The organism is Nocardia sp. JCM 38205 (assembly GCF_058222935.1).
This window is the reverse complement of record NZ_JBYHFL010000003.1, coordinates 704459-727481: the sequence shown is the minus strand read 5'-3', so window position 1 is coordinate 727481 and position 23023 is coordinate 704459. Positions and strand designations below refer to the sequence as shown.

Sequence of the window (23023 nt, the reverse complement as noted above, 5' to 3'; positions counted from 1 at the left end):
TGCGTTCCGGTGGCGCGAACCACTCGTACCCGCGGAACACCGTCCCGAACGGTGGGATCCGCTGCAACCACGGCCGCGCCAGCACCCACCGGCCGATCCACGGATGCCGCTGAATCCACGCCTTGACGGCCGGATGCTTGGGCACTTGCGCCGCCATCAGCAGCAACCGCACCACGTTGTAGGAGTCGGCGCCCCAGTGCTGGCCGAAGATCTGATTCGGGTCGAGACCGGAGGTGTTGTACTGCGTCGGCGCCTGCGGTGCGTTCACCGGCAGCGTGCTCTCCGGAATTTTGCCGGCCGGGACATCGTCGGTGGGCAGGGTGATGTCGTTGACGACGTCCTCCATGGCCCAGCCGCTCACACCGTCCGGCGGGTCTTTGCGCGAGTACTTGCCGTACCGCTCGGCCTTCGGTTTGCTCGATTCGCTGGTATCGCGGCCGGTCCGCCAGTCCGGGCGGGTGGGGTCGAGCCGGTGCCAGTTCCCTTCGCCGTCGCGCCAGGAGGTGATGTCGAGCCGGTCGCCGCCGACCCAGCCGGTGCTCAGCCGCTCCACCTCGAGCAACCCGAGTTCCTCGACCGTGCGCACGCCGTCGCGGTCGGCGCGCACGCGGCGCAGTTCGACGGTGGTGTCGGCGTCCATCATCGACTGCGCCACCAGCGAATTCGTGCGCAAGGCGGTGGCGAAGGCATCGTCGATATCGCTGCGCGGCGGGCGGCCGAGCTGGTCGCGGATACCGAACACCACGATCCGGGTGGCATCACCGTCGACGATGATGCCCACGCGCGGCGTCACCATCCGGCCGCCTTCGCCCTCGATCATCGTCCGCCAGGCACCGGCAAGGCCCGCCATCTCGTCCTGGATGCGGCCGACGAGATTGTGCACCCGGTTCACGTCGCGGGCGGCATCGGCGAGGGCGTCGATATCGCGCAGCAGCAGGCGTTGGCCGTCGCCCGGCGCTCCGGTGAGCATGTCGAATTGGGCTCGGCCGCGCAGGAATCGGAGCGTTTCCTCGAGCCGGTCGGGAGCGAGAGCGGCCTCGTCGGGACGGCCCTGTGCGTCGACGACGCCGACCCGGGTCGCGAGATCGTCGCGCATGACGCGGCGCGGTTTGATCTGCCGCAGCTGCTCGGCCCGCTGCCTGGCGAGCCGGTCCAGTTCGGCCGCGACCTCATCGGCACGCGGCCTGCCCTCACCGACGCCTGCGCGCTCGAGTTCGGCGAGCTGCCTGTCGACCTGGTCGACTTCGGCGTCGAGCCGGTTGCAGGTGCTCGCCGCGTCGGCGAGTTTGGCGATCGCGGCGCGCCGTTCGGCTGCGTCGGCGCTGCTACGCGGGGAACGGGACTGGCTGGGACCCTCATCCATGCCACCTGGATGGTCGACGGTGTCCGCGCCCGCCTCGTCGTAGAGGCGCAGGATGGTCGGTTCGAGCCGGTCGCCGCGTAGCGCGGCCTCGTCGACGCGGCCGTCATCGTCGACCAGACCGTGCCGCACGGCGCGATCATCGCGTTTGGCGCGCCAGAATTCGCGTTCGCGGGCCAGCTCCTGACGCTGCTGTACCAGCCGGTCGTATTCGCCGACCGGGGTCACCGAGCGTTCCAGGCGCGCCAATTCCTGATCGAGGCGCGCGACGTCGGCGTCGGCGTCGTTGAACTGCTCGGCCGCCCGTTCGAGCGCGTCGAGTTCGGCCAGCCTGCGCGGCATCTCGTCGACGCGCATGGTGCGGCCGCGCAGCTCCTCCATGGTCGCGCCGAGGTTGTCCCGGTTCAGTGCCGCGTGGGCGTCGGCGTCGTCGATCGGGTGGCGTTCGGCGCGCATATCGCGGATCTCGCGCCACTCTTCGCGCCGCGCCACCGCTTCGGCGCGTTCGGCTGCGAGGCGGTCGTATTCGGCCCTGACCTCGGGAGACATCTGGGCGCGCGGATCCGCGTCGGGTTCGGTGCCGGGATCGCTGGCGGCAGGTGTATCCCCTTCGGCGGGTGCGGCCGCTTCGGCAGGTGCATCCCCTTCGGCGGGTGCGGCCGGGTCGGCGGGTGCGGCCGGGTCGGCAGGCGCAGCCGCGTCGGCAGGCGCAGCCGCGTCCGCAGGCGCAGCCGCGTCCGCAGGCGCAGCCGCGTCGGCAGGTGCAGCCGCGTCGGCAGGCGCAGCCGCGTCCGCACGCGCAGCCGCGTCCGCAGGCGCAGCCGCGTCCGCAGGCGCAGCCGCGTCCGCAGGCGCAGCCGGGTTCGGCTGAGCGGGATCGTTCCGTCCGTCGTGCGGGGGCTGCCCATGCGACGACGTGCCGGCCTCACCCGTGCTGTCACGCTCACCATCGCCGCTGTCCCCGTCGTCGGGCCGGGCGGGTGCCGGCGGCGTGCCCGGCGGATTCTGGGCTCCCCCGCCCGCTTCCGGCTCCGGCGGCGTGCCCGACGGCTCCTGCGCTTCCCCGCCCGCTTCCGGCTCCGGCGGCGTACCCGACGGCTTCTCCACTCCCCCACCGGCTTCCGACTCCGGCGGCGCGCCCGACGGCTTCTCCACTCCCCCACCGGCTTCCGGCTCCGACGGGGTTGGCAGCGCCCGCGCCTCGCCCGGCGCGGCGGGCGGCCGGGAGGGCGGATTGTCGCCCGCGGGGGTCGGGGTGGCGTCGGGATCGTCGCCGGGGTCGGCGCGCCAGCTGCCGTCGGGGTTGCGGGGCTGGTGCAGATCGGGCTGCGGACCGGGGGTGGCGTTGTGCACGTCGTTGACGAGCCCGGCCAGGTGACGGACATCGGCGGCGCGCTGCCGGATCTCCTCGCGCAGGGCGGCCTGGACCTCGGCCAACGCGGCGGGGCTCAGGCGTTCGTGCAGATCCATGCGGCCGTCGCGGAACTTGGTGTACGCCTCGCTCCAATCGTCGTCGCTCGCATTGGTGATATCGACGCCGAGGATGCGCAGATAGTCGCGGCTCGGCCTGCGATTGGCGATATCCGGGGCGGGGCCGTCGCCGAACGGGGCGAAAAGACCGGTGTCGCCGAGGATGTCGAGCAGGAACGCCAGCGATGACGGGTCGTGCACGGGCAGCTCGTCGCCACCCACTCGCGGATCGGCGCTCGGATCGCGCTGCAAGCCCTGGGTGAAGGGGTCGACCTCGCCGAGCGCGCGCACGAAATCGGTCAGCGCGTCGACCACCGCGGGATGGTCGGCCATCGAGAACACCATGGCGTTGATCGCGCGGCGCATCCCCTTGGGATCGAGGGTGTCCCGGTCTGGCCGCAGATGCCGCATATCCTCGGTGAAGCTCGCCCCGTACAGCACCTCCGGGGCGACGCCGAGCCGCCGCGCCAGCCGCAGCACCGCCGCGTTGACGGCGGCTTTGTCCAGCTTGCGCAGGTTTTCTGCGTATTCGGCGAGATCCTCGAGCTGCTGAAGCCGCCGCGAGTCCGGTGTCGCCGGATCGGCGATGATCCGCGCGACCAACTCCGGCGACAATGCGGTGCGATCGATCTCGAGCCGGTTGGTCAGATGGCCGAGCACCTTGTCGAGGGCGTTGTAGTGGTCGATCGCGTCGGCGCTACGGGTGGCGTCGAGTAGGCCTTCGACCTGCGTCGCGCGCAGCACATTGTCCTGCCACAGCTGGGCAATGGCGTCGGCCCACTGGCGCGGGCCGAGCGAGTCGGGGTCGACGATACCCAGCCGGCGAGCCAGTGTGTTGCGTTCGCTGCGAAGGGAATCCGCGCTGCGAGTGCCGTCGGGATCGGCCTGGGGATCGCTCGTGGCGGGGTCCTCCGAGTGGTTCCGGTCCGCCGCTCCCGCGGTTCGATCGGCGTCGCTGTCCACCCGGTCGGGACGAACCGAACCGGTCCGGTCGCCCGCCGTACCGTCAACCGTCCCGGCGGGCCCATCCGCGGGCACCGGATCCGGTACCACGTGCCAGGTCCCGCTCGGCTCGCGCACCATCGTCACCGCGACCGGCCTGCCGTCGATCTCGCCGCGGAAGTGCCGGATCTCGGGGGTGTCGAGCGCGACGATGTGGACCATGCCGGCGCGGTCGAGGAACGCGCTGTAGAACTCGACCTCCACCTCACCGCGGTCCACCCGGCCGGCCAGATCGGGGTCGCGGGTCAGGGCGGCGGCGATGGCCGCCTCGTGCTCGCCCCTGGCATTGACCACGATGACGCGCGGCGGTTCACCCGGAACCTGGACGACCCGATCAGCGGCGTCGGCGGCGAGGAAATCGTCGACCCGATCGGCGAATTCACCGACCAGATCGGCGCGCGCGGGCAGCTGCTCGCGCAAGGCGGCGATGGTCTCGTCCAATCGGGCGGACGGCGACAGCGCAGCGATCGGCACCCCGAGCAGCTGCGCCCACACGCCGCGTTCATCGCGAAGCTGTTCGCGCCGCAACGCGTCCTGGAAGTGCAGGCTGTTGCCCTTGTCTCGCTCCTGCGGAACTTCCGGACCCCACTCCGGCCCCGGTTCGCCACCGTTGCCGACGCCGTCCCAGCGCAGGATGTCGGTGCGTTCGCCGCGGGCGCTCGCGCGGTCGATCAGCGAACGACCCAGCGGGTCCTCGTCGAAGAAGCTGGTGGAGTCGGCGTAGGGGACGATGTCGTGTTCGGCGTTGTAGCGGCGGGCCGCGGCATGCAGGCCTTCGATGGCTCCGGCGCGGCGCATGTGGGCGTACCGCGCGTCCGCGACGGCGCGGCGCAATGTCTCCGGGTCGACGTCGGGCAAGCGCATCCCTAGTAGGCCCGCGATACGGCGGAGCTCGGCGGCGTCGGCGGCGCGCGTGCGCAGGTTGTCGGCGAGGTCGCGGGCCCAATCCGGTAGCGACGGCTCCTTGTCGAGTTCGCCCGTGGCGGGCGGCGCCTGGTCTCCGGGTGGCAGTTGCTTGCGCGCCGGCGGTTCGCCGCCGTCGAGCCCGGCCAGTTCCAGATCGGCTCGGATCTCGCGCAGCAGTTCCGGATCTGCTTCGTCTATCCACGGCGCGTACTCCTCGCCCTCGGGGGTGAGGATCGGTGCCACATCGCCTGTCCGAGTGGGCAGCCGGTCGGTGAGGTGCCGCAGGAACGGGATGAGTTCCCGGCTCTTCCACATCGTCACACCCTCTTTGAGGATGCGGGCCGGGTTGAACTTGGTGGTGAGTTCCTCGATCGGCGAACCACCCGGTGTCGCGGGGGGTTTGTTGGTGGTCAGGTCGATCGGCAGATACTCGTGGCCGAGCACCGATTGGCCGGCACCATCGACGCCGGACCCGGACGGATACTTCGGGCTCGCGCCGCCGTACCCGCCGCGCAACGCATCCCAGACCTTGCGCAGCCAGGACTTCTTCTTCTCGATCGCCTTGGGTTCGGACGCTTCGGGCCGCTCGACGGTCGGGCGCAGCCGCTCCGGCGCCTCGACCCGCCAGCCACCGTTGCCGTCGTCGACCAGCCGGACCGGGACCCGGTCACCGTCGACAGTGATCACATAGCGGCGGCCGCCGGATTCACCGGACTGCTCCTGCCTGGTCGCGAGGACGGCGTCGGCCAGCTCATCGATGTCGGTGATGCGGCGCAGCACCTCGCTGCGCAGCCGATCGATCGTCTGGCCGGCGCGGTCGTCGAGGTCGGTGGGGTCGACGTTCAGGCGTCCGGCCCACCGGTCCCGTTCGGCGGTGGCGGCGGCACGTTCACCGGGGTCGGTGACGGCGTCGAGCCGGGCGACCGCGTCGGCCAGCGCCTCGACTGTCGCCGCCCGCACGAGATTGCGGTACTGCTCGGCGGTGATGGTTTCGGCCAACCGCGCGGGGTCGAGTTCATCGGCGCCGAGACCGTACCTGCGGGCCAGCTCGGCGGCGACGTCGGCGATCGGGCTGACCTGCGGCATCAGCACATTGCCGGTGCGCGCGACAGGCTCGCTCGCGGGCTGCGGCGCACGATCGGGCACCTGGCCCGCGTCGTCGGGCGGGAACCAGAGCCCCGGCTCGTCGGGCGACGGATGCGTGAAGTCCTCCGGATACCGCATCGGTCGCAGCGGACCGGCCTCCGGGTCCAGCACCGCGTCCAAGAACCCGTGCGCATCGGCCAACTCGGCCAGTTCGGCCAACGCACCCAACGGATCCGGATGCCCCGTCAGCCGCTCCCCCAACCCGAGCAACTCCGCCAGCCGCGCCACATACCCGCGCTCCCGATCCGACAACGCCACCGGATCGTCCTGCCCCCGCAGCGCAACCTCCCGCAGGAAATCGGCCACATCGGCGAACGGGCGATCACCCCAGCTCCGCTCGGCGCCATCGCCGTCGACGTCCCGAGGTGCAGGCGGGCCCGCCGGCGGCGCACCCGAGTCTCCGGCATCCGAATCCGGATCGCCTGCCGACGGCACGGGTTGCTGTTGCGGTGTTTCCGCACGCTGCACCGGAGCAGGCGACTGCGCCGCCGGCTCCCGGACCGCCGGATCGCCCGAAGCGGGCTGATCCGGCTGCGCCGGTGGGGTGGGCTCCGCCTGCTGCGGGACCTCGGCGGGAGCCGGCGGATGCGCCGGCGCTTCCGACGGCATCGGAGGATGCGCAGGCTGCGACGGGACGGACGGCCGCGGGGGCTCCGACGGCATCGGCGGGTGCACAGGGCGCGGCGGAACGGCCGGTTGCGAGGGCTCCGACGGCGCAGGCGGAGCGCTAGGCCGCGGCGGGACGGCCGGCTGCGGGGGCTCGGACGGCGCGGACGGATACGTAGGCTGCGGCGGCACAGCAGGTCCCGGCGGCTCCGACGGCATGGGCGGGTGCACAGGCCGCGGCGGGACGTGGGGCTGCGGCGGGTGCGCAGGGCGCGGCGGGACCACTGGCTGCGGGGGCTCCGACGGCATGGGTGGATGCGCGGGGCGCGGCGGCACAGCTGGCCCCGGCGCTTCCGACGGCTGCGGTGGCACCGGAGACTCCGTCGGCCTGGAGGGCTCCGCAGGCTGCGGCGGGACGGCCGGTCGCGGAGACTCCAACGGCATCGGCGGCACTGGGGGCTCCGACGGCATGGGGGGATGCGCAGGTTGCGACGGGACGGCCGGTCGCGGCGGCGTGGTAGGCCGCGGCGGGTCCGCGGGCATGGGCGGAACCGGAGGCTGAGCGGGCAACGGCGGGGCGAGGGGCTCCGACGGCATCGAAGGACGCGGCGGCTCCGAAGGCGTAGGCGGTTCCGACGGCATCGGAGGATGCGCAGGCTGCGGTGGGGTCGGCGGCTCCGAAGGCCTCGGCGGCACGGAAGGCGTCGGCGGCTCCGAGGGCATGGGCGGAACAGGCGGCAGCGGTGATTGCGATGGGTCCGGCGAGGCCGGAGGCTGCTCAGGCAACGGTGGTGCCGGCGGCTCTGCCGGCATTGGCGGATGCGAGGGCTGCGGCGGGACCGGTGGCTCCGACGGCTCCGACGGCATCGGAGGGTGCGAGGGCATCGGCGGATGCGACGGCAGCGGTGGGGTCGGCGGCTCGGAGGTTGGCTCCTTCGGGGGCTCAGCGCCGCCTGGGGATTGGGGTTGGCGGGGTGAGGTGGGGTCTGTGGGTGATGAGCCCGGGTCTTCGGGCCCCTCGGGCGGGTTCTGCGGATCGTCGGGTAGCGGGTGGATGGCGGTGTCACGCAACCACTGCACGCGCTCCTCAGCCATGCGCGCGGACCATTCGGCCTGGTCGGCGCGAAGGGCGGACCAGCGGTCGGCGGGGTTGGCGTCGGCCAGACCACGCAGGAAGGCGGCGTGCTCGGCCGCCATCCGGGCTTCCCATTCGGCCTGAATGATCTGCTGCCGCTCGAACCACGCGGACGGCGGGCCCTCGAGTACGCGCGCGGGGGCATCGCCGGACTCGGAGTCGCGTGCCGGACCATCGGAGTCGCCCGTGCCAGGCTCAGCCGGACCGCGCACGGAGCCCGGGCCGGCGGGCGATGAGCCTGCCTCACGCGAGCCCTCGGCGGGACTCTGCGGATCATCGGGCAGCGGATGAATCGCGGTGTCACGCAACCACTGCACGCGCTCCTCAGCCATGCGCGCGGACCATTCGGCCTGGTCGGCGCGAAGGGCGGACCAACGGTCGGCGGGGTTGGCGTCGGCCAGACCACGCAGGAACGCGGCGTGCTCGGCCGCCATCCGGGCTTCCCATTCGGCCTGAATGATTCGCTGCTGCTCGAACCACGCAGACGGCGAGCGCTCAGCTGTGCTGCTTCGCGCGGGGTCGCCGGCGTCCGAGTCACGCCCGGAACCATCGGCGTCGCCGGTGTCGGGCGCCCCGGGTTCATGTCCGGACTTCACACCACCGGCATCGCCCGACGCACGCTCACCCGATTCACGCCCGGCCACCGCACCATCGCCCGCAGCACGCTCACCCGATTCACGCCCAGCCACCGCACCATCGCCCACACCAGGCTCACCCGATTCACGCCCGGCCACCGCACCATCGCCCACACCAGGCTCACCCGGCTCACGCCCAGCCACCGCACCATCGCCCACACCAGGCTCACCCGGCTCGCGCCCGGACACCGCACCACGTTCACCCGGCTCACTCCGGGAATCCGCCCCATCCGAATCACCCGCACCGGGCTCATCCGGGTCACCCGGTGCCGGCGGGGCCTTCGGCGGGTCGCCGGGCGGAAGGTTGCCGCCAGCGGCTGCCGGGATGGGGCCGGAGTCCGAATCGTCCACAGGGGGAGCCGGATCAGCGCTTTCGCCGGGTTGGTGTGGAAGCGGGCCGCGCGGGTCTGCTGCGCCCATCTGCGCCTCGCGCATCGCACGGTAGAACTCGTCGGCGAGCCGCGCGACGTCCTTGATGCGCTCGGCCTGGTCGCGGACTTCGGCTCGTAGCGCGGCGAGTTCGGCGGCCAGCTTCTCCGGGCTGAGGCCTTCGTGCTTTTCGATCCGGCCGTCCCGGTACGCCTCGTACACCTTGCGGAAGGTGGCGTCGTCGGCGTCGGTGAGGTCGACGCCAACGATGCGCGCCCAGTCCCGGTTGGGTGTGGGGCGCCACGCCGGATTCTCGCTGGGCAGCGGGCCGGTGTCGAAGCGACGGGCGGCATCGGCGAGGGCGCGCGCGAAATCGTCGGCGCCGCGGGCGCGCACCGCGTCGGCGATGATGTCGCGCAGCGCGGTCATCGAATCCCGGTCGTGCATCGGGAATCTGCCGTCGATCACGCGCGGGTCGCGGCTGTAGTCACCGCGCGCGACCGCCGCGTACGGGTCGATGTCCAGCAGCGCGTTCGCGTATTCGGTGAGCGCCGCGCGCACCTGGTCGCCGTGGCCGCGCGCCTCGAGATCACGGATCACCGTGGCGAGTTTCGCCGGCGACATCCCGGTGGGATCGACCGCGAACTTGCGGCCCTGACCGGGCACATCGACCCGACCCGGCGGCATGAGCGCGGCATGTTGCAGCGAAACCCCGGCCCGCTCGGCGAACTTCGGTTTGGTCACCGCGCGGGCTACCGAATCGGAGACGAGCTGCTCGGCCAAGCGGTTGCGTGCGGCATCGACGGCCGCCGCGTCGACCTCACGCAGTTGATTGGCGTATCCGGCGAGGTCGGTGAGCTGCTGGGTGCGCAGGGCACGACGCTTGGAGGTGTCGCTGAGCGCCTCCCCCATGGTCTCGCCGGTCAGTTCGGCCTGCGGAATGCCGAGCCTGTCGGCGAGCTTGCTGCGCGCGTCGCCGATCTCGTGGAAGGTCTGGATGTCGTTGGCGGAGCGGGTGAAATCGGTGAGGCCCTCGATCTGCGCGGCCCGCACGGCATTGTCGAGCAGCAGATCGGCGACGGTCTGGTCGATCATGTCCGGATGCACATCGGCCGGGCCGATCCCCAGCTCGTGCATCGCCCGGATCAGGTCGGCGAGGATTTCGTCGCGCGGGCGCGGCGCGGCACCTGCCGGGTCGCCGACCGGCGCCGGATCCGATTCGGGCACGGGCTGCCAGGGGCCGTCGCCCTCGCGGACCAGGGTCACCGAGAGTTCGCGTCCGTCGATGATTTCCCGCCGGTGCAGCACTTGCGGGGTGTCGACCGGTTCGAGGTGGGTGCGCCCGGTCCAATCGGTGCGGGCCACGCGGTAGTCAACGGTCAGGCGGCCGTCGGCGAGGTCGCTGACCAGTTGCGGGTCGCCGGCGAGAGCGTCCGCGAGCGCTTGGTGCCTGCTGCGCTCGCCGTCGACGACGATCAACCGGTCGGGCCCGTCCGGCTCCGGGATCCGCACGACCTGATCGCCGATCGCCGCACCGACCAGGTCCCCGTCCTCGGTCTCGGGATACCGCTGACGCGCGAGATCGGCGAATTCGGCCACCCGGTCCGAGCGCGCGATATTGGCCTCGCGCAACTGGTTCAGCACATCGTCGAGCAGCTCCGCGGTGAGTTGGCGCACGTCCAGATCGCGCATCGCGGCCCAGGTGGCCAACTCGTCGCGCAGCTGATCGCGGCGCAGCGCGTGTTCGAAGAACTGGCGCAAGCCTTGGTCGCGGCCGAGTTCGTCGCCTTCACCCCATTCCGGAAGCGGGTCGGCGCCATTGCCGATCGGCACGGTGTCCAGCAGGCCGAGGTGGTGGCCGAAGGCCGCGATGATCTCGTTGCGGAATCGGCCCATCGGGTTCTGGTCGATGAAGCTGACCGCATCGGCGAACGGCACCGCCCGGCCCGCCGGATCGGGCTCGGCGAAGCGGTTGCGACGCGGTGTTTCGGCGTTGTCGTCGTCATCGGTGAAGTCGTCGTCGAAAGAGTCCTCGGGACGGCGCTCGGGCCCGTCGAGCTGTGCCGGTTCCGCGCCGCGGTCCAGCCCGGGTGCGTCCGGCTCGGTGCCGTCCCAATCCAGCTTGGTGTAGGGCAGCGTCTGTTCCTCGTGGAGGCGCTGGGCTGCCGCCGCGAGGCCTTCGATCGCCGCGGCCGCGCGCACCACCCGGTACTGGTGCTCGTCGATGAGGTCGCGCAGCGTCTGGGGGCTCTCGTCGGGCAGGTCGACGCCGAGCAGGCGCTGAGCCGCGTCGGTGAGCGATTCCCCGTCTGGCGGCGGACCGGCCGGTTCCGGCGCACCGACGCCGGCGGGCGGTTCGTCGGCGAGCCGTTCGGCTTCTTCGCCACTGATCAGGTCGCGGTCGAGCAGATCATCGAGGATCCGTTGCCGCTGTTCGGCATTCGCGCCGGGGAAGGCGTCAAGCAGAGCTTGCCTGGCCTCCTCCGGGGTGATCCGTTCGACGTCGTGATCCGAGACGACCTGTTCGCGAACGAGATCCGGATCGGCGTCGGTGTTCCAGGGCCGGTATTCCTCGCCGTCGGCGGTGCGCATCGGCAGATGTTCGCCCGCCGAGCCACGCATGCGCCCCGACAGCTCGCCGAGAATCGGGATCATCTCCCGGTTCTGGATCCAGATCGGCGCCTGCTGGGCGATGCGCAGCAGCGTGGGATCGGGCGGGCCCGCCTCCGGCGGGGCCTCGATCCGCGGGACGTCGGGAGGTGGCGCGGGAGGCGGTGCGGGCGGCGGCGGCCCCACCAGGTCCGGAATGCCGGCGACACCGTCACGGATAGCGGCCTGACCGGCCGAATCCCCGACCGGCGACCCGGACGGGTACTTGGGTTGCGCTTCCCGGCCCGGCATAATCTCCCGGACCGCATCCCATTCGCGGCGCAATGGTGAGCGGGTGTCGACGGGTTCGGGTTCCGCCGATTCGGGCACGACGCGCCAGCGGCCGGGGCCGTCTTCGCGTACCGGCACCTCGACCTGCTGACCCTCGACGTCGATGGTGACCTTTGGTGGCGGGTCCACCGAGTCCGGTTCGATCGCGCCGTCGTCGGCCGAATCCGGCTGGGCGCCCTCGTCACCGGAGTCGCGCCGATCCGCCGCCTTGTCCGGTTCGTCCCCGGAGGACCGTGCCGGATCACCGTCGACCGCCATCCGGTCGGGTGTGGACGGCGCCGGCGCATCGGCCTGCAACGGATCGCGGGCCGCGTCGAGGAGCAGCTGGTACAGGATGCGCACCGGCGTATTCGCCTGGTCGGCACCGCCGACGAGGTATTCGGCCAGCGCCTCGGCGAGGGCCTCCCCCGGCAGCAACATCCCGTCCTCGTCGAGGCTGTATCCGCTGAGCTGCCGCAGCCATTCGCCGAAATCGCCGTCCGGATCGGCTTTCGCCCGCGCGAGCAGCTCCGATTCGGCGGTGTCGCGGGCCACCAGGTTGCCCGCGTAATCGAGGGCGTGACCGAACTCGTGCACGGTGACGTAATAGACCGGGCGGCGCAGGATCGTCGGGGTGAACTGCCCGTTGTTCACGCCGTTTCGCGCCGAGTCGAGGAACGCGTACGCGCTGCACGCATCGTCGTAGCTGAGCGTGATGGATTGGACGTGCCAGGAATCCGAGCCGGGGTGCCTCATGCCCTCGGTCTCCCCCAGCACTCCGAAATCCAGCCGCCCGATGCCCACCGACCGCACGTCGACCTGCGGGAACCGCGCGAACATGTCGACCAGACCGCGGGCGTAGTCGCGCACCACGACAGCGTTGAGCCCGGACAGATCGAATCCGAAGATGTCGAAGTGCGGATTGCCGGTCATATCACGCAAGAGGTCGCGCAGCCGATCACCGACCTGCTGCGGGGAGAGATCCGACCACTCGTCGTTGTCGACGATGCCGAGCATTTCGGCGTCCTGCTTGTCGGGCGTGTCGTCCTCGTCGGGCGGCCGCAACGGCGAAATCCCGTCGTGTGCCATCCGATCGGATGCGCGATCGGCCGCACCGGATTCGGTGTCGCGGTCGCCTAATCGATCCGCCGTACCCGGCCCCTGCTCGTGGCGTACGGGCGAGTGGCCGACGTCGACGCCGGTCGTCCGCTCGGCGGCCCCGACGAGCAGGTCGTAGGCCTGGCCCACCGCGACGTTGACGTTGTCGCGCCCGTTGAGGACCACGTCGACGAAGGCTTCCGCGAGCGCCTCGCCCGGATCGAGCTCGCCGGCCTTGTCGAAGCCGTAGCCGGTGAGCTGATCGTGCAGCCAATTGTCGTAGCTCTCGACCGTGCCCATGCCGAGCCGGTTGTTCACGTAGAACTCGATCAGCGTGTCGTCCAGCATCGCCCGTGCGGCCCTGTTGCCCGCGTAGTCGAGGGCGTGGCCGAATTCGTGGGTCACGGCGGCGTACACCGGGCGGTTGAGCACCGAGGGGTGGAAGCGGCCCGCAGCGACCCCGTCGGCCATCCACTGCCGCAGCCCTTCCGGGTCGGCCGCGAACCGGGTGTTGATCGTCATCGACTTGGTGAACAGCCCACCGGTGCTGTCGTTTTCGGCCGCGTGGGTGAGCCCGACGAGCCCCGAGGACATCTCGTCGATGCCGAGACGGCGCACATCGACCTGCGGGTACCGCGTAACCAGATCGACCATGGCTCTGGCGTATTCGCGGGCGAACTCGGGGTCGATGCCGGTCCGGTCGAATCCGACGACCACGAGCTCGGGGTTGTCCAGGATGTCGCGCAACTCGGCCTGGAGGCGGCCGCCGACTTCCGCCGGGGTCAGCCGCGTCCATTCGTCGGCGACCGGTCCGCCGAGCGGCGTGCGGTCTTCCCCGGTGGCCGGCGCCGGCTCGGTGCTCTCGCGCCGATCGCCCGATTCCGGGGCCGGGTCACCGAGACGGTCGGCATCGGAATCGCCGTCGCGCCCGGACCGCCACGGCAGCCCGTCGATGAACGTGCCGAATTTACCGCGCGGTGGGCTGCGGTCGTACAGGTCGGCCGAACCGTCCTCGAGCACCTTGACGATCCGGGCGACGATGCGCTCCTCGGTTGTGTCGGCCAGACCTTCGAACAGCTGGTTGAGGACGTCGACGGAACCGCCGTCCAGCGGTGGCGCCACCCGCCATCCGCCGCGCCCGTCGGGGGCCAGGTTGATGCTGGCAGGCATCGGCCCGATATCGAAAATCGCCCGTGAATAGTGCGGCGGCCACTCCGGTCTCGGGCCCGTAGGCATCGGAATCTCGCGTCGAACCAAGCGATTCACTACATCGCCTGGATGCGTCGGGTCCACCTCGCCGCCACGGAACGGTCGTTCGGTCAAGGTGTCGCGCAACAGGGTGGGGCCTTTGCCGCCGGGGCGGTTCTTCGGCCTCGGCTCGAAAGCCTCCGGTCCGAGCTGTGCCAGCCATTCGCCCAAACCGAGCGAGATCCGGTTCTCCTGCCGCAAGCGCAGGTAGTGCGCCAGAATTTCGTCCTGTGCCTCGTGGATACCGGGTTTACGGAAGGCGCCTTCGGCCGTATCGATGGGGATGTGTTTCGCCATCGGCTCGCCGTCGGGGCCCCTGACCGCGAGGTGGTATCGCAGCCCGTGCGTCCGATCCCACAGCACATCGGTGTATTCCGGGTGCCGGACCGCAAGCTCACGCAGCGCATCCAAATGCCCGCCCGGTTCGGCGACGATGATCAGCCGCGGGAAGGTGTGTTTTTCCGGGTCGCCCGGATAGCGCGCGACGGCGTCGGTCAGGCGCTCCGGGTGTGGTTCGTCGTTGTACTCCAGGTCGAGTACCCGCCGCACGAGATCGGGGTCGGCGGTGTGATCGGGTGCCGCGTCGACCTGGTCGTTGGCCACGTCGAGCGAGCCGGAATCGTCGGCGGGCTTCATCGGGTAGCCCCAGTGCGAGTCATTGGAGTCGCCGGTCGCCCGGATGACGTCGAACAGGATCTCGGCGTTCTCCGGCCCGGTCCTTCTCAGGTAGCGCTCCAGCGCGTCGCGGCCGGCCCGCTGGGCGGCCTGCTCCGGTGGCGGTCCGTCCGGGTTGCGCCGTAAAGCCTTCTCCGCCTTGGCGTATGCCTTGTCGTGGGCGCGGGTGTAGGCCTCCTCCGCGTGCCCGACCGGCACGTAGGTACCCAATTCACGCACCATCCGCAGGTTTTCGATCTCCCCGGCCAGTCGGTCGGCCATGCGCTGATGGTCCCGATCGATATGGGGCCGGCGTGGTGCGCTGTTGCCCTCGCCGGCGCCGGGGACGATGCCGTGCGCGCGATCCCAGATGGCTCCGAAGTGGTCGCTGTGGCGGCGGCCGTCCAGCAGCGGTCCGAGGGTGTCGAGCTGGGTGCGTACCGCGCGCACGCCTTCCCGGAATGCCGCCCGGTGATAGGCCGGATAGGAGCGGACCGAGCCCGATTTCCGATAGGTCGACACGGCCAGCCGCAATGCGCCCTTGTAGGCGGAGACAAATGCCCGTTCGAGCGCAGAGACCCCCGGGCGCTTCAGATCGAATGTGCCGACCCAATCGGAATCGGATTGGTAGGCGAGGGCAAAGGCCTCCGCCGCCCGGTCCAGCATCAGGTCGACGTACTCGTCGCGGCTGAGCGATAGCTGTGGTAGCGGCTCGCCGGCATCGGCGGCGAACAGTTCCGCCAGCCGGGCGCCGCGCACCAGTTCGCGCATCATTTCGGCCGGGTCGGCATTGCGATCGAGCACGACGGTGTTCGTCGCCGGGTCGTACCCGGCGGCCGGGCCGTGATCAGGCCTGCCGTTCGGCTGCCTGCCGAGCCTGGCATCCGGTTCGGTGCTGAACCGCACATCCGTCCCGAGCCGGTCGAGGGTGTAGGTCGCCCAGCGGGCCAGATCCGAGTTTCTGGGGTTGAACATCAGATCACGCAGTTGCGCGGCGGCGCGATCACCGAGGGATTCGCCGGTGGGGCTGTCTGGTTCGGTATCGGCGCGCACAACGACGGCCGTCGGTTCGGCGTCGGCCCGCACGACGGTGGAATCGGGTTCGCCCTCGACCCGCACAACGGCGGCATCCGGTTCCGCAGATCGCGGTGGGGATGTCTCGTCCGGGTGCACGGGGGCATCGCCGCCAGTGCGCCGCACATGCACCACACCCGTCGGGTCGCGCTCCACCCGCAGCTGGGCGGGCCGATCGTCGGCAACCCGCGGATCGGTCAGATCCCGCCGGATGAAGTCGGTGATCTCGTCGATCAGGCGTGTCCGGTCGGCGGAGGCTTTGCGGAGCTGTTCGGTCAGTTCCGCGAGCACCCGCACGTCGTCGGCTTCGCCAAGATCGGGATGACGGGTGAACTCCTCGAGGATCTCGGGCCGGGTATTCGGCAGCTCGTCACCAGAGCGGCCCGCCGCCAGCAGAATCCGATCGACAACCCGGTCCCAATCGCCTTCGATCCGCATGACCTCGCGTGCGGCCGCGGATTCGGCGCGCAGCAGGGCTGCGACCGCCCGCGCGGCTTCCGGCGAGGACGGAACGTATTCGTCCATGCCCTCGGGTGGCCGATGACGTTGTTCCGCATCCCATTGCGCACCGGCGGCTTTCGTCGGCCCGGTGTCCGCGTCGACGGGGTCGAACATCGGGTGCGCGAGCAACTCCGCGATGGCGGTGTCGCGGGCTGCGCGCTCGGCTTCCGGAGAATCGGCCCGACGCAGCGCATCCGCATATGCGTCCAGGTACGCCGACTCGAGGTCCGCGCGGACCGCGGCGTCCACGGCATCCCGGATCGGGACGGCATCAGAGTCGTAGCCCGCGCGGCGCAGCTCGTCCCGGAATTCCGCGGTCCGCGCTGTCGCCTCCGCCTCTGCCCGCCGGTGTGCATCGATGTGCTCGGCACGGTCGAGCTCGCGGATGCGGGCTGGCATCGTCTCCACCCGGCCCGCGACCACGGCATCGGTCAGCGCCGCGAACCGCACCAACGCGGCCGCCTGTGCGATCAGGTCGCGTTCGCGGGTGCCGACGAAGGCTTCCATGGTCCGCCCGTCGAAGGCATCGGGAAGAGCGGGCCCCGCGCCGGGCTCCTCGAACCGGACCATCACATCGGCCGCGCGCAAGGTAGCGAGCGCGGCCCGCCCGGTCGCGGTATGCGCGAGCAGTTGCCGCACCTCGGCCTGCGCCGGGTCGACCGGATGAACCAGCCAGCCGTCCGGTTGGCCGGGATCCCGGACGAGGTCGTAGGGGTCGGCGGAGTCCGGATCGGCTAGAGCTCGAACGTCCCCTGCTGCGGCCAGGTCCCGTCCGGACTCCGGTGCGCCGTCGCCCACGCCTTCGCCCGTGCGCACACCGGATGGATCGCCGGCGTGTCCGTCCGGCTGCGCAGCGTCTGCTTGTCGATCGTGAGCCGGTGTTCCAGCATCGGGTCGTCCGTCGACCGGGCCTGCACCAGGTACTCGATCTCGTTGCGGTCCTCGTGGATCCGCCGCATCGTCGCCTGCCACCGGGGCGGATAGATCTGATGCGCCCTGATCGGCTGCCCGGTCTCGATCGCCTGGTCGAACATCTGCCCGATCACCGCCGGCGGCAGGCTCGGATGCGCCGTCACCACGCCCGTCCGGGAGTCCACCACGTAGTTCCCCAGACCGATCCCCTGCCCCGATGACAGTATCGGCCGGCACACCCACCCGTGCCGGGCGCGGTGAATCCGGAACGGCCTGCCCGGGAAGATCTGAGCGAGATGGCGTTCCACTTGTTGCCTGGTCTGGAGTCGATCCACCGTCGTGCTCCTGCTTCGGTTGCGGCTGGTCCGCCGGTACGGCGGCATCTGCCGGGAGGTCGATGAAGAACGTCGCCGCGCTGTTGTCGACGAGCAGGCTCGGCGGGGTGTCGGAGGTGCTGCCGTGCTGCGGATCCCACCACACGGGACCGTCCGCGCCCAGTGGGTAGACCACAAGCGTGGCATGGCCGTTGTCGTAGACGGGTTCGCCGTCATCGGTGAACAGCTTCAGTCCGGTATCCGGATCGGTGGCGTGCCAGTAATTGATCATCACAGCGGCCGAGCCCGGACCCAAGTTGTCGATGTGCTGATGCAACCTGTTGAACTGCGCCGGAATAGGCAGGTTCACATACCGCCGCCAGTTCCGGCCCAGCCAGTCGGCGATGCGCTCGGCACCGCCCGGCTCCCCGTGCGGCGAATCGATGTCCGCGTCGGCGAAGGCCTCACTCAACCAGCGCGGGAAGGCAACCTGTGGATCGCCGAAGAACGAGGCCAAGGCGGCGAGCACACAATCGACGCAGTTGGTGGAGCGCCCGAACACCCCTGGGCCGCCGTCGTTGATCAGTTGCCCGTAATCGTTCGCGCGCGGATCGGCACCGATCAGGAATCGGTCGCCATCGCGCAGCGCGTCCTGCACGCGAGCCTGGTGCACCGGGTCCTCGAGCACATCGAGGTAATTCGGCGCGATCTCCCGGGTCGCCGGCATGCCGTCGAGCCGAGACGGGGTGTTCGCCGCGGCGATGTCGTTGCTCAGCTGAGCCAGGTCCGCGTCGCTGAAACCGAGATCGGTGCCGAGGTTCGGGTTGAGCGGGCCGAGCCCGAGATGACGGCGCAGATCGTTCACGATCACGGCCGGGTCGTCGTCGGCGGTGCGCACGCCGGGGCCGGGCTCATCGCCGGCCCGCACCCGCACATGGGCGGCGGCGGCGTCGGCCGTCGCGACAATGTCGATGAGCAGGGTGTCCCCGTTGCGCAGCCGCGAGCCGTTGTTGAGCAGCTCATCGACCGTGCGCTGCATGTGGTCGGTCACCGCCTGGCGACCCGCCGCGTCCAAGGTGCCGTCGGCATCGACATGGACGCGGACCGTGGCGACGGTGACCGGCGATCCGTCATTGCCGAAGCGGGTCGAGTCGAACATCGGCGTGGTGCGGTCGCCCGGCAGGCCGTTCGGGCCGAGTTCCGGGCGCCGCACCGGGGTGGGCCGGTCGCCGTCGGGCGTTTGGTTTCGCAGGTTGTCCCGGAGTCGGGAGGCATCGGCGGTGGGGTCGACGGGGGCGGAGTCGTCGGAGGTGGGATCGACGGGAATGGGGTCGTCGGGGCGGTCGCCGATGCGGGCGTCGCCATCGATGACACCGGCGGGGTCGTCCGGCGCCGACCGGCTCGCCTCGACACCGCCGATGATGTCCATCGGCACCGGCTGCCCGTCGCGGTTCAGGTCGAACCGGCGGATGGTCACCTCACCGTGCTCGGAGGTGTGCGCGAGGTAGTACTCGATCTCCAGCGTGCCGTCACGGTGGGCGCGCAGCAGCTCGTTCCGTGCGGCGAGCAAGGCCCGGCCTTCCGGATCGCTGTCCAGAGCCCGCAGCTGTTCCGGAGTGGCCCGCAGCAGAGTGGCGAGGTTGGTGTCGATCGCCAGGGTGCGGCGCAGATACTCCGGCGAACCCTGCTGTGCGCTGGCGGTTTTCGAACCGCCGAGGGTCGACCCGACACCCTTGGCCTCGACCACGACCAGCTTCGGCGGCTTGCCACCCGCACCCGGCTCCAGCGCCGCGATATCGACGGTATTCGCCCCGTCGAACGCCCCGGGGAACGGGGTGAGCTGCACCGCGCCGGGCCGCAAGGCCGGATCGAGCACGAACGCGGTTGCGCCGAGTTCGCCGAGCAACTTGGAGGTGGCCACCATGTCCTGGCCGAGATCGTTGTACCGTTCGGCCTCCGCGCGGAGCTCGCCGAGCCGGATCAACTTCGCGATCCGCTCCGGCTCGGGGATGTCGCGGTCGCTGGAGATTCGGTTGATCTGCCGCTGGATCTCGGCGTCGAGGCGTTTCGGCGCGAGATCATGGATATCGGTGATGCCGAACTCGCCCATATGCTGCTTGACCAGGCTGCCGAGCGCGTCACGCTCCGCCTGCAAGGCGATGCGATCCGCCGACGCCTGCGCCAGTCGATCCGCGATCGCCGCATCGGTGACCTGGTACGGCGCGGCAGGTCCGGGCTGCGCCTCGTACAGGTAGCCGTAGGAGGTGCGCGGGTCGGGGATCCAGCGCTGGGCGTCGCGCAGCTGGAAGTTCTTGTCCCGCCAAGTATTCGGCGGGTCGTCGGTGTGGTGCCAGTTGCCGTCGCTGCCGCGGTACATCCCGTCCGGTACAGCACGCAGCGGCGCGGGCTGGTTTCCGTCCGGGGCGCCGACTCGCCGGTCGGCGTCGAGCCCGGCTGCCGCGGGCACCGTCTCCTCGATCGGGTGCAGCGGATTGCCCGCCGCGTCGTAGACGATGCCGTAGGTGCCGCGCACCTCGCGCGGCAGCGTGGGCGGGAAGCCCTCGACGCGACCCGCGCCGGGATCGCGCACCATGATCGTGCCGTTCTCGTTGACCAGCACATACGCGTGCGCGCCCACCCGGTACCGGTTGGTCGGCCCGGAGTAATCGTCCACCACCAGCGCTGCCGAGCCGGGCCCGAGCACATCCAACTGATCGGCGATGGCGTCATGCCCGTCGAACGGCCGCAGCCGCCCACCCGCGGCCGCCTCGACCTCCCCCGCGGACATGCCTTCCGGGCCGACCGGATGCACCGGCGGCGTGATCGCCCGGCTACCGGTCAGTTCCCGAATCAGGCGCAGCGCCAGTTCGGCGCAGCGACCACGCCGCCCGGCACCATCGCGCGTGCCGTCGTCGGAGCGCGGTGCCGACGACGATGTATCCGCCGAGTCGCCGACTGGCGCGACATCACGCGAACCGATCCGGTTCATGCCAGGGCCGTTGTCCCGCCCGGAAACACCGCCTACCAAGTCCGGCGGCGGGATGACGAACATGGCGGGCGGGAGGGCGGAGCCATCGAAATCGTCGGCGTCCGGGAAGGGGCGGCGCGGGCCCGCGCCCTCCTGCTGCGAGCTGTCCGCGACGTCGTCGCTGGCAGGCGATGCCGCCCGATCGGCACCGGGCGGCCGATCCCGATTCCCATCCGTCGCCCCATCCCGAGCGGACCACCCGGCGTCACGATCGGTACCCGGCCGACCCGCACCGCGCTCACGATCTCCGGCGGCCGGCTGGTCATCGCCACGCCCACGATCCACGCCACCCGGCTGGTCACCGGTGCGCTCACGATCGCCGCCGACCGGCAGGTCATCGCCACGCCCACGATCACCGGTAGCCGGCATCTCATCGCCGAGGACAGGAGCGGTCAGGTCTCCGACGTCGTGGCGGGCACGGTCGGCGTCACCGGCGCCGGGTAGGTCGTCGCCGGCACGCGATCCCGCTTGGATGCCCGGCTGTGGATCGCTGAGGACAGGGGCAGCGCGGTGCGGGTCGGCGGTACCTGCGCGCGAATCAGGCTCGGGGGCAGCGGCATCCGGGGTGGCGGTGCGGCGATCGGCGGATTCGTCGGCCGGGGCGAGCGGACCCGAGGTGTCGTCCGCGCCGGTACGATCCGGCCCTCTTCCGGCCGATGTATCGCCGACGGGAACGCGCCCGTCACCTCCGCGCGCCGGACTCGACGCTCCCGCGCCGCTGCGAGCCTCGCCGCTGGACGGCGAGGCATTCGGTGCCGCGTTCGCCGGTGACGCTCCCGTGGGAGCCGCACCTGCGGCAACCGGTGGCGGCGGAGCAACCGGAACCGCTGCCCCGGCCCCGCCTGCTTCACCGGCGCCGTCCATCCCGGCGTCGGGCCCGAGCGGCGTCGGCACGCCGGGCATACCGTGATGTGCGCCGACTCCGCCGTCACCGCGCGGCTCGGCTTGCAGGCCACCGTCACCGCGCACACCGTCGGCACCGACTGCCGCCCCGGCGCGACTGCCGTCGCGGTCACCGGTGTCACCAGCGGAATCTCCACGGGATGCATCGCCTGCTCGCGAGGCATCGCCCGCCCGGCTGTCACCGTCGCGCGCCGCGTCTGCCGCCCTGCTGTCGCCGTCACTGCGATCGCCGGCATCCCCGGCCCTGCTGTCGCCCGCACGGCCTTCGCCTTCGCCGCGACCGCTCTCGCCGGCCCGGGTATCGCCGCCGCTGTCGCCGCGCTGGTCGCCCTGGCTCGGTGGCGGCGCCGAACCGTCGTCTACTCGACCACCGTCACCCTGTGCCGGAGAAGTTCTGCCATCGCCACCCTGGGTTCCGGATTGGTCTCCGCCGGCATTGTTTCCATCCTGGTTCGCGCCGTTGTTGCCACCCTGATTGGCACCGTTGTTGCCCCCCTGGTTCGCACCGTTGTTACCACCCTGACCAGCGCCGGTATTACCGCCCTGACCACCGCCGGTATTGCCACCACCGGCCCCCGGCGTACCTCCGCCGCCCGTACCCGGCTGACCGCCCGGCGTCCCATCACCGGTGCCGGGGGTCCCAGGTCCGCCCGCACCGGAGCCCGGCGCCCCACCCGGACCGAAGATCACCGCGTCGACCCGCGATTGGAAACTCGGCTGGTTGAACAGATCCGGCCGCCGGTTGCTCCAGACCTGGTTCGCCCATGCCTTGTTCGCCCCACTCGCGGCACCGTTGAACACACCTGCGGTGATCGCGCGCGGATCGAAATTGTTGATGGCGTTGCCGAGATTCTTCGTCGCGTCGTCCCAGCCGTCCTGCGCCCAGTCGATGCCGAACTGGGTGCCCAGGCTTGCCGCGTAACCCGCTGTCGCACCGGCCAATCCGGCCGTTGAACCGCTGATCAGCCCGTTGACGATCGGGTTGACGCGCTGCGGCCGGATGACGGTGCCGTCCGGCAGCCGCTGCGGCCCGAGCCAGTTCCCCATCCGGTGCGCCAGCGGCCCCGCCACCGCACCACCCACCGCGGACGACACCGCGGTGACCGCCACCTGCTCCCAGTCGATGCCTTTACGGTTGCCCTGCCAGACCTGATACGCCTGGATACCGAGGTCCTGACCGGTGCCGATGACGGTGTCGATGGCGACATGGCGCACCATGAACTGGAAGAACTTCTTGCGCGCCAGCGATAGAACCATATTGCGGATGGCGCGGGCGGCGGTCTGTCCGATGACCCTGATCGCGATCCGGGTGAGCGCGATCGCCGCCGCCTGCACCGCGGGTGCGGTGGGCGGAAAGATCCAGGCAGCGGCGAGTTCGGCCGCCAGCAGCACCAGCGACGAGATCACCATCAGCTTGGCGTATTCGATCTCGTTCGCCATGTTGTCGGCGGACTCGCCCATGCTGTTGAGTCCCTCGATCAACTGCTCGAGCGAACCCTTGTCCTGCCCCTCGGTCGCATAGAGCATCGAGTCGAAGGCCTTGGCGATATCCTTCGGCGCTTCGCCCTCGGGGTAGGCGTTCAGCGATACCGTCTTGGCCGCACGGACGTCGGCGATCACCTCTTGGATGGCAGCGGCCGCCGCACGCCAGTCGTCGGCGAGCGAGCGCATATCGTCCTCGTTGCCGTCCGGCCAGTCGGTGCCGGCCACCCAGCCGAGGACGGTGGGGAAATCGATCGCCAT

General features: G+C 71.0%; 1 protein-coding gene (only partly in view). It reads right to left on the bottom strand.

All coding sequences use genetic code 11. The features are described 5' to 3' along the window. On the bottom strand, positions 1-23023 hold the 5' portion of the coding sequence (locus AC4HOU_RS14885) for a toxin glutamine deamidase domain-containing protein (protein ID WP_490724630.1). Its footprint begins 4133 nt before the window's first position; 23023 of the gene's 27156 nt are visible here — the first part of the coding sequence; the start codon lies at positions 23021-23023; the stop codon falls past the left edge of the window.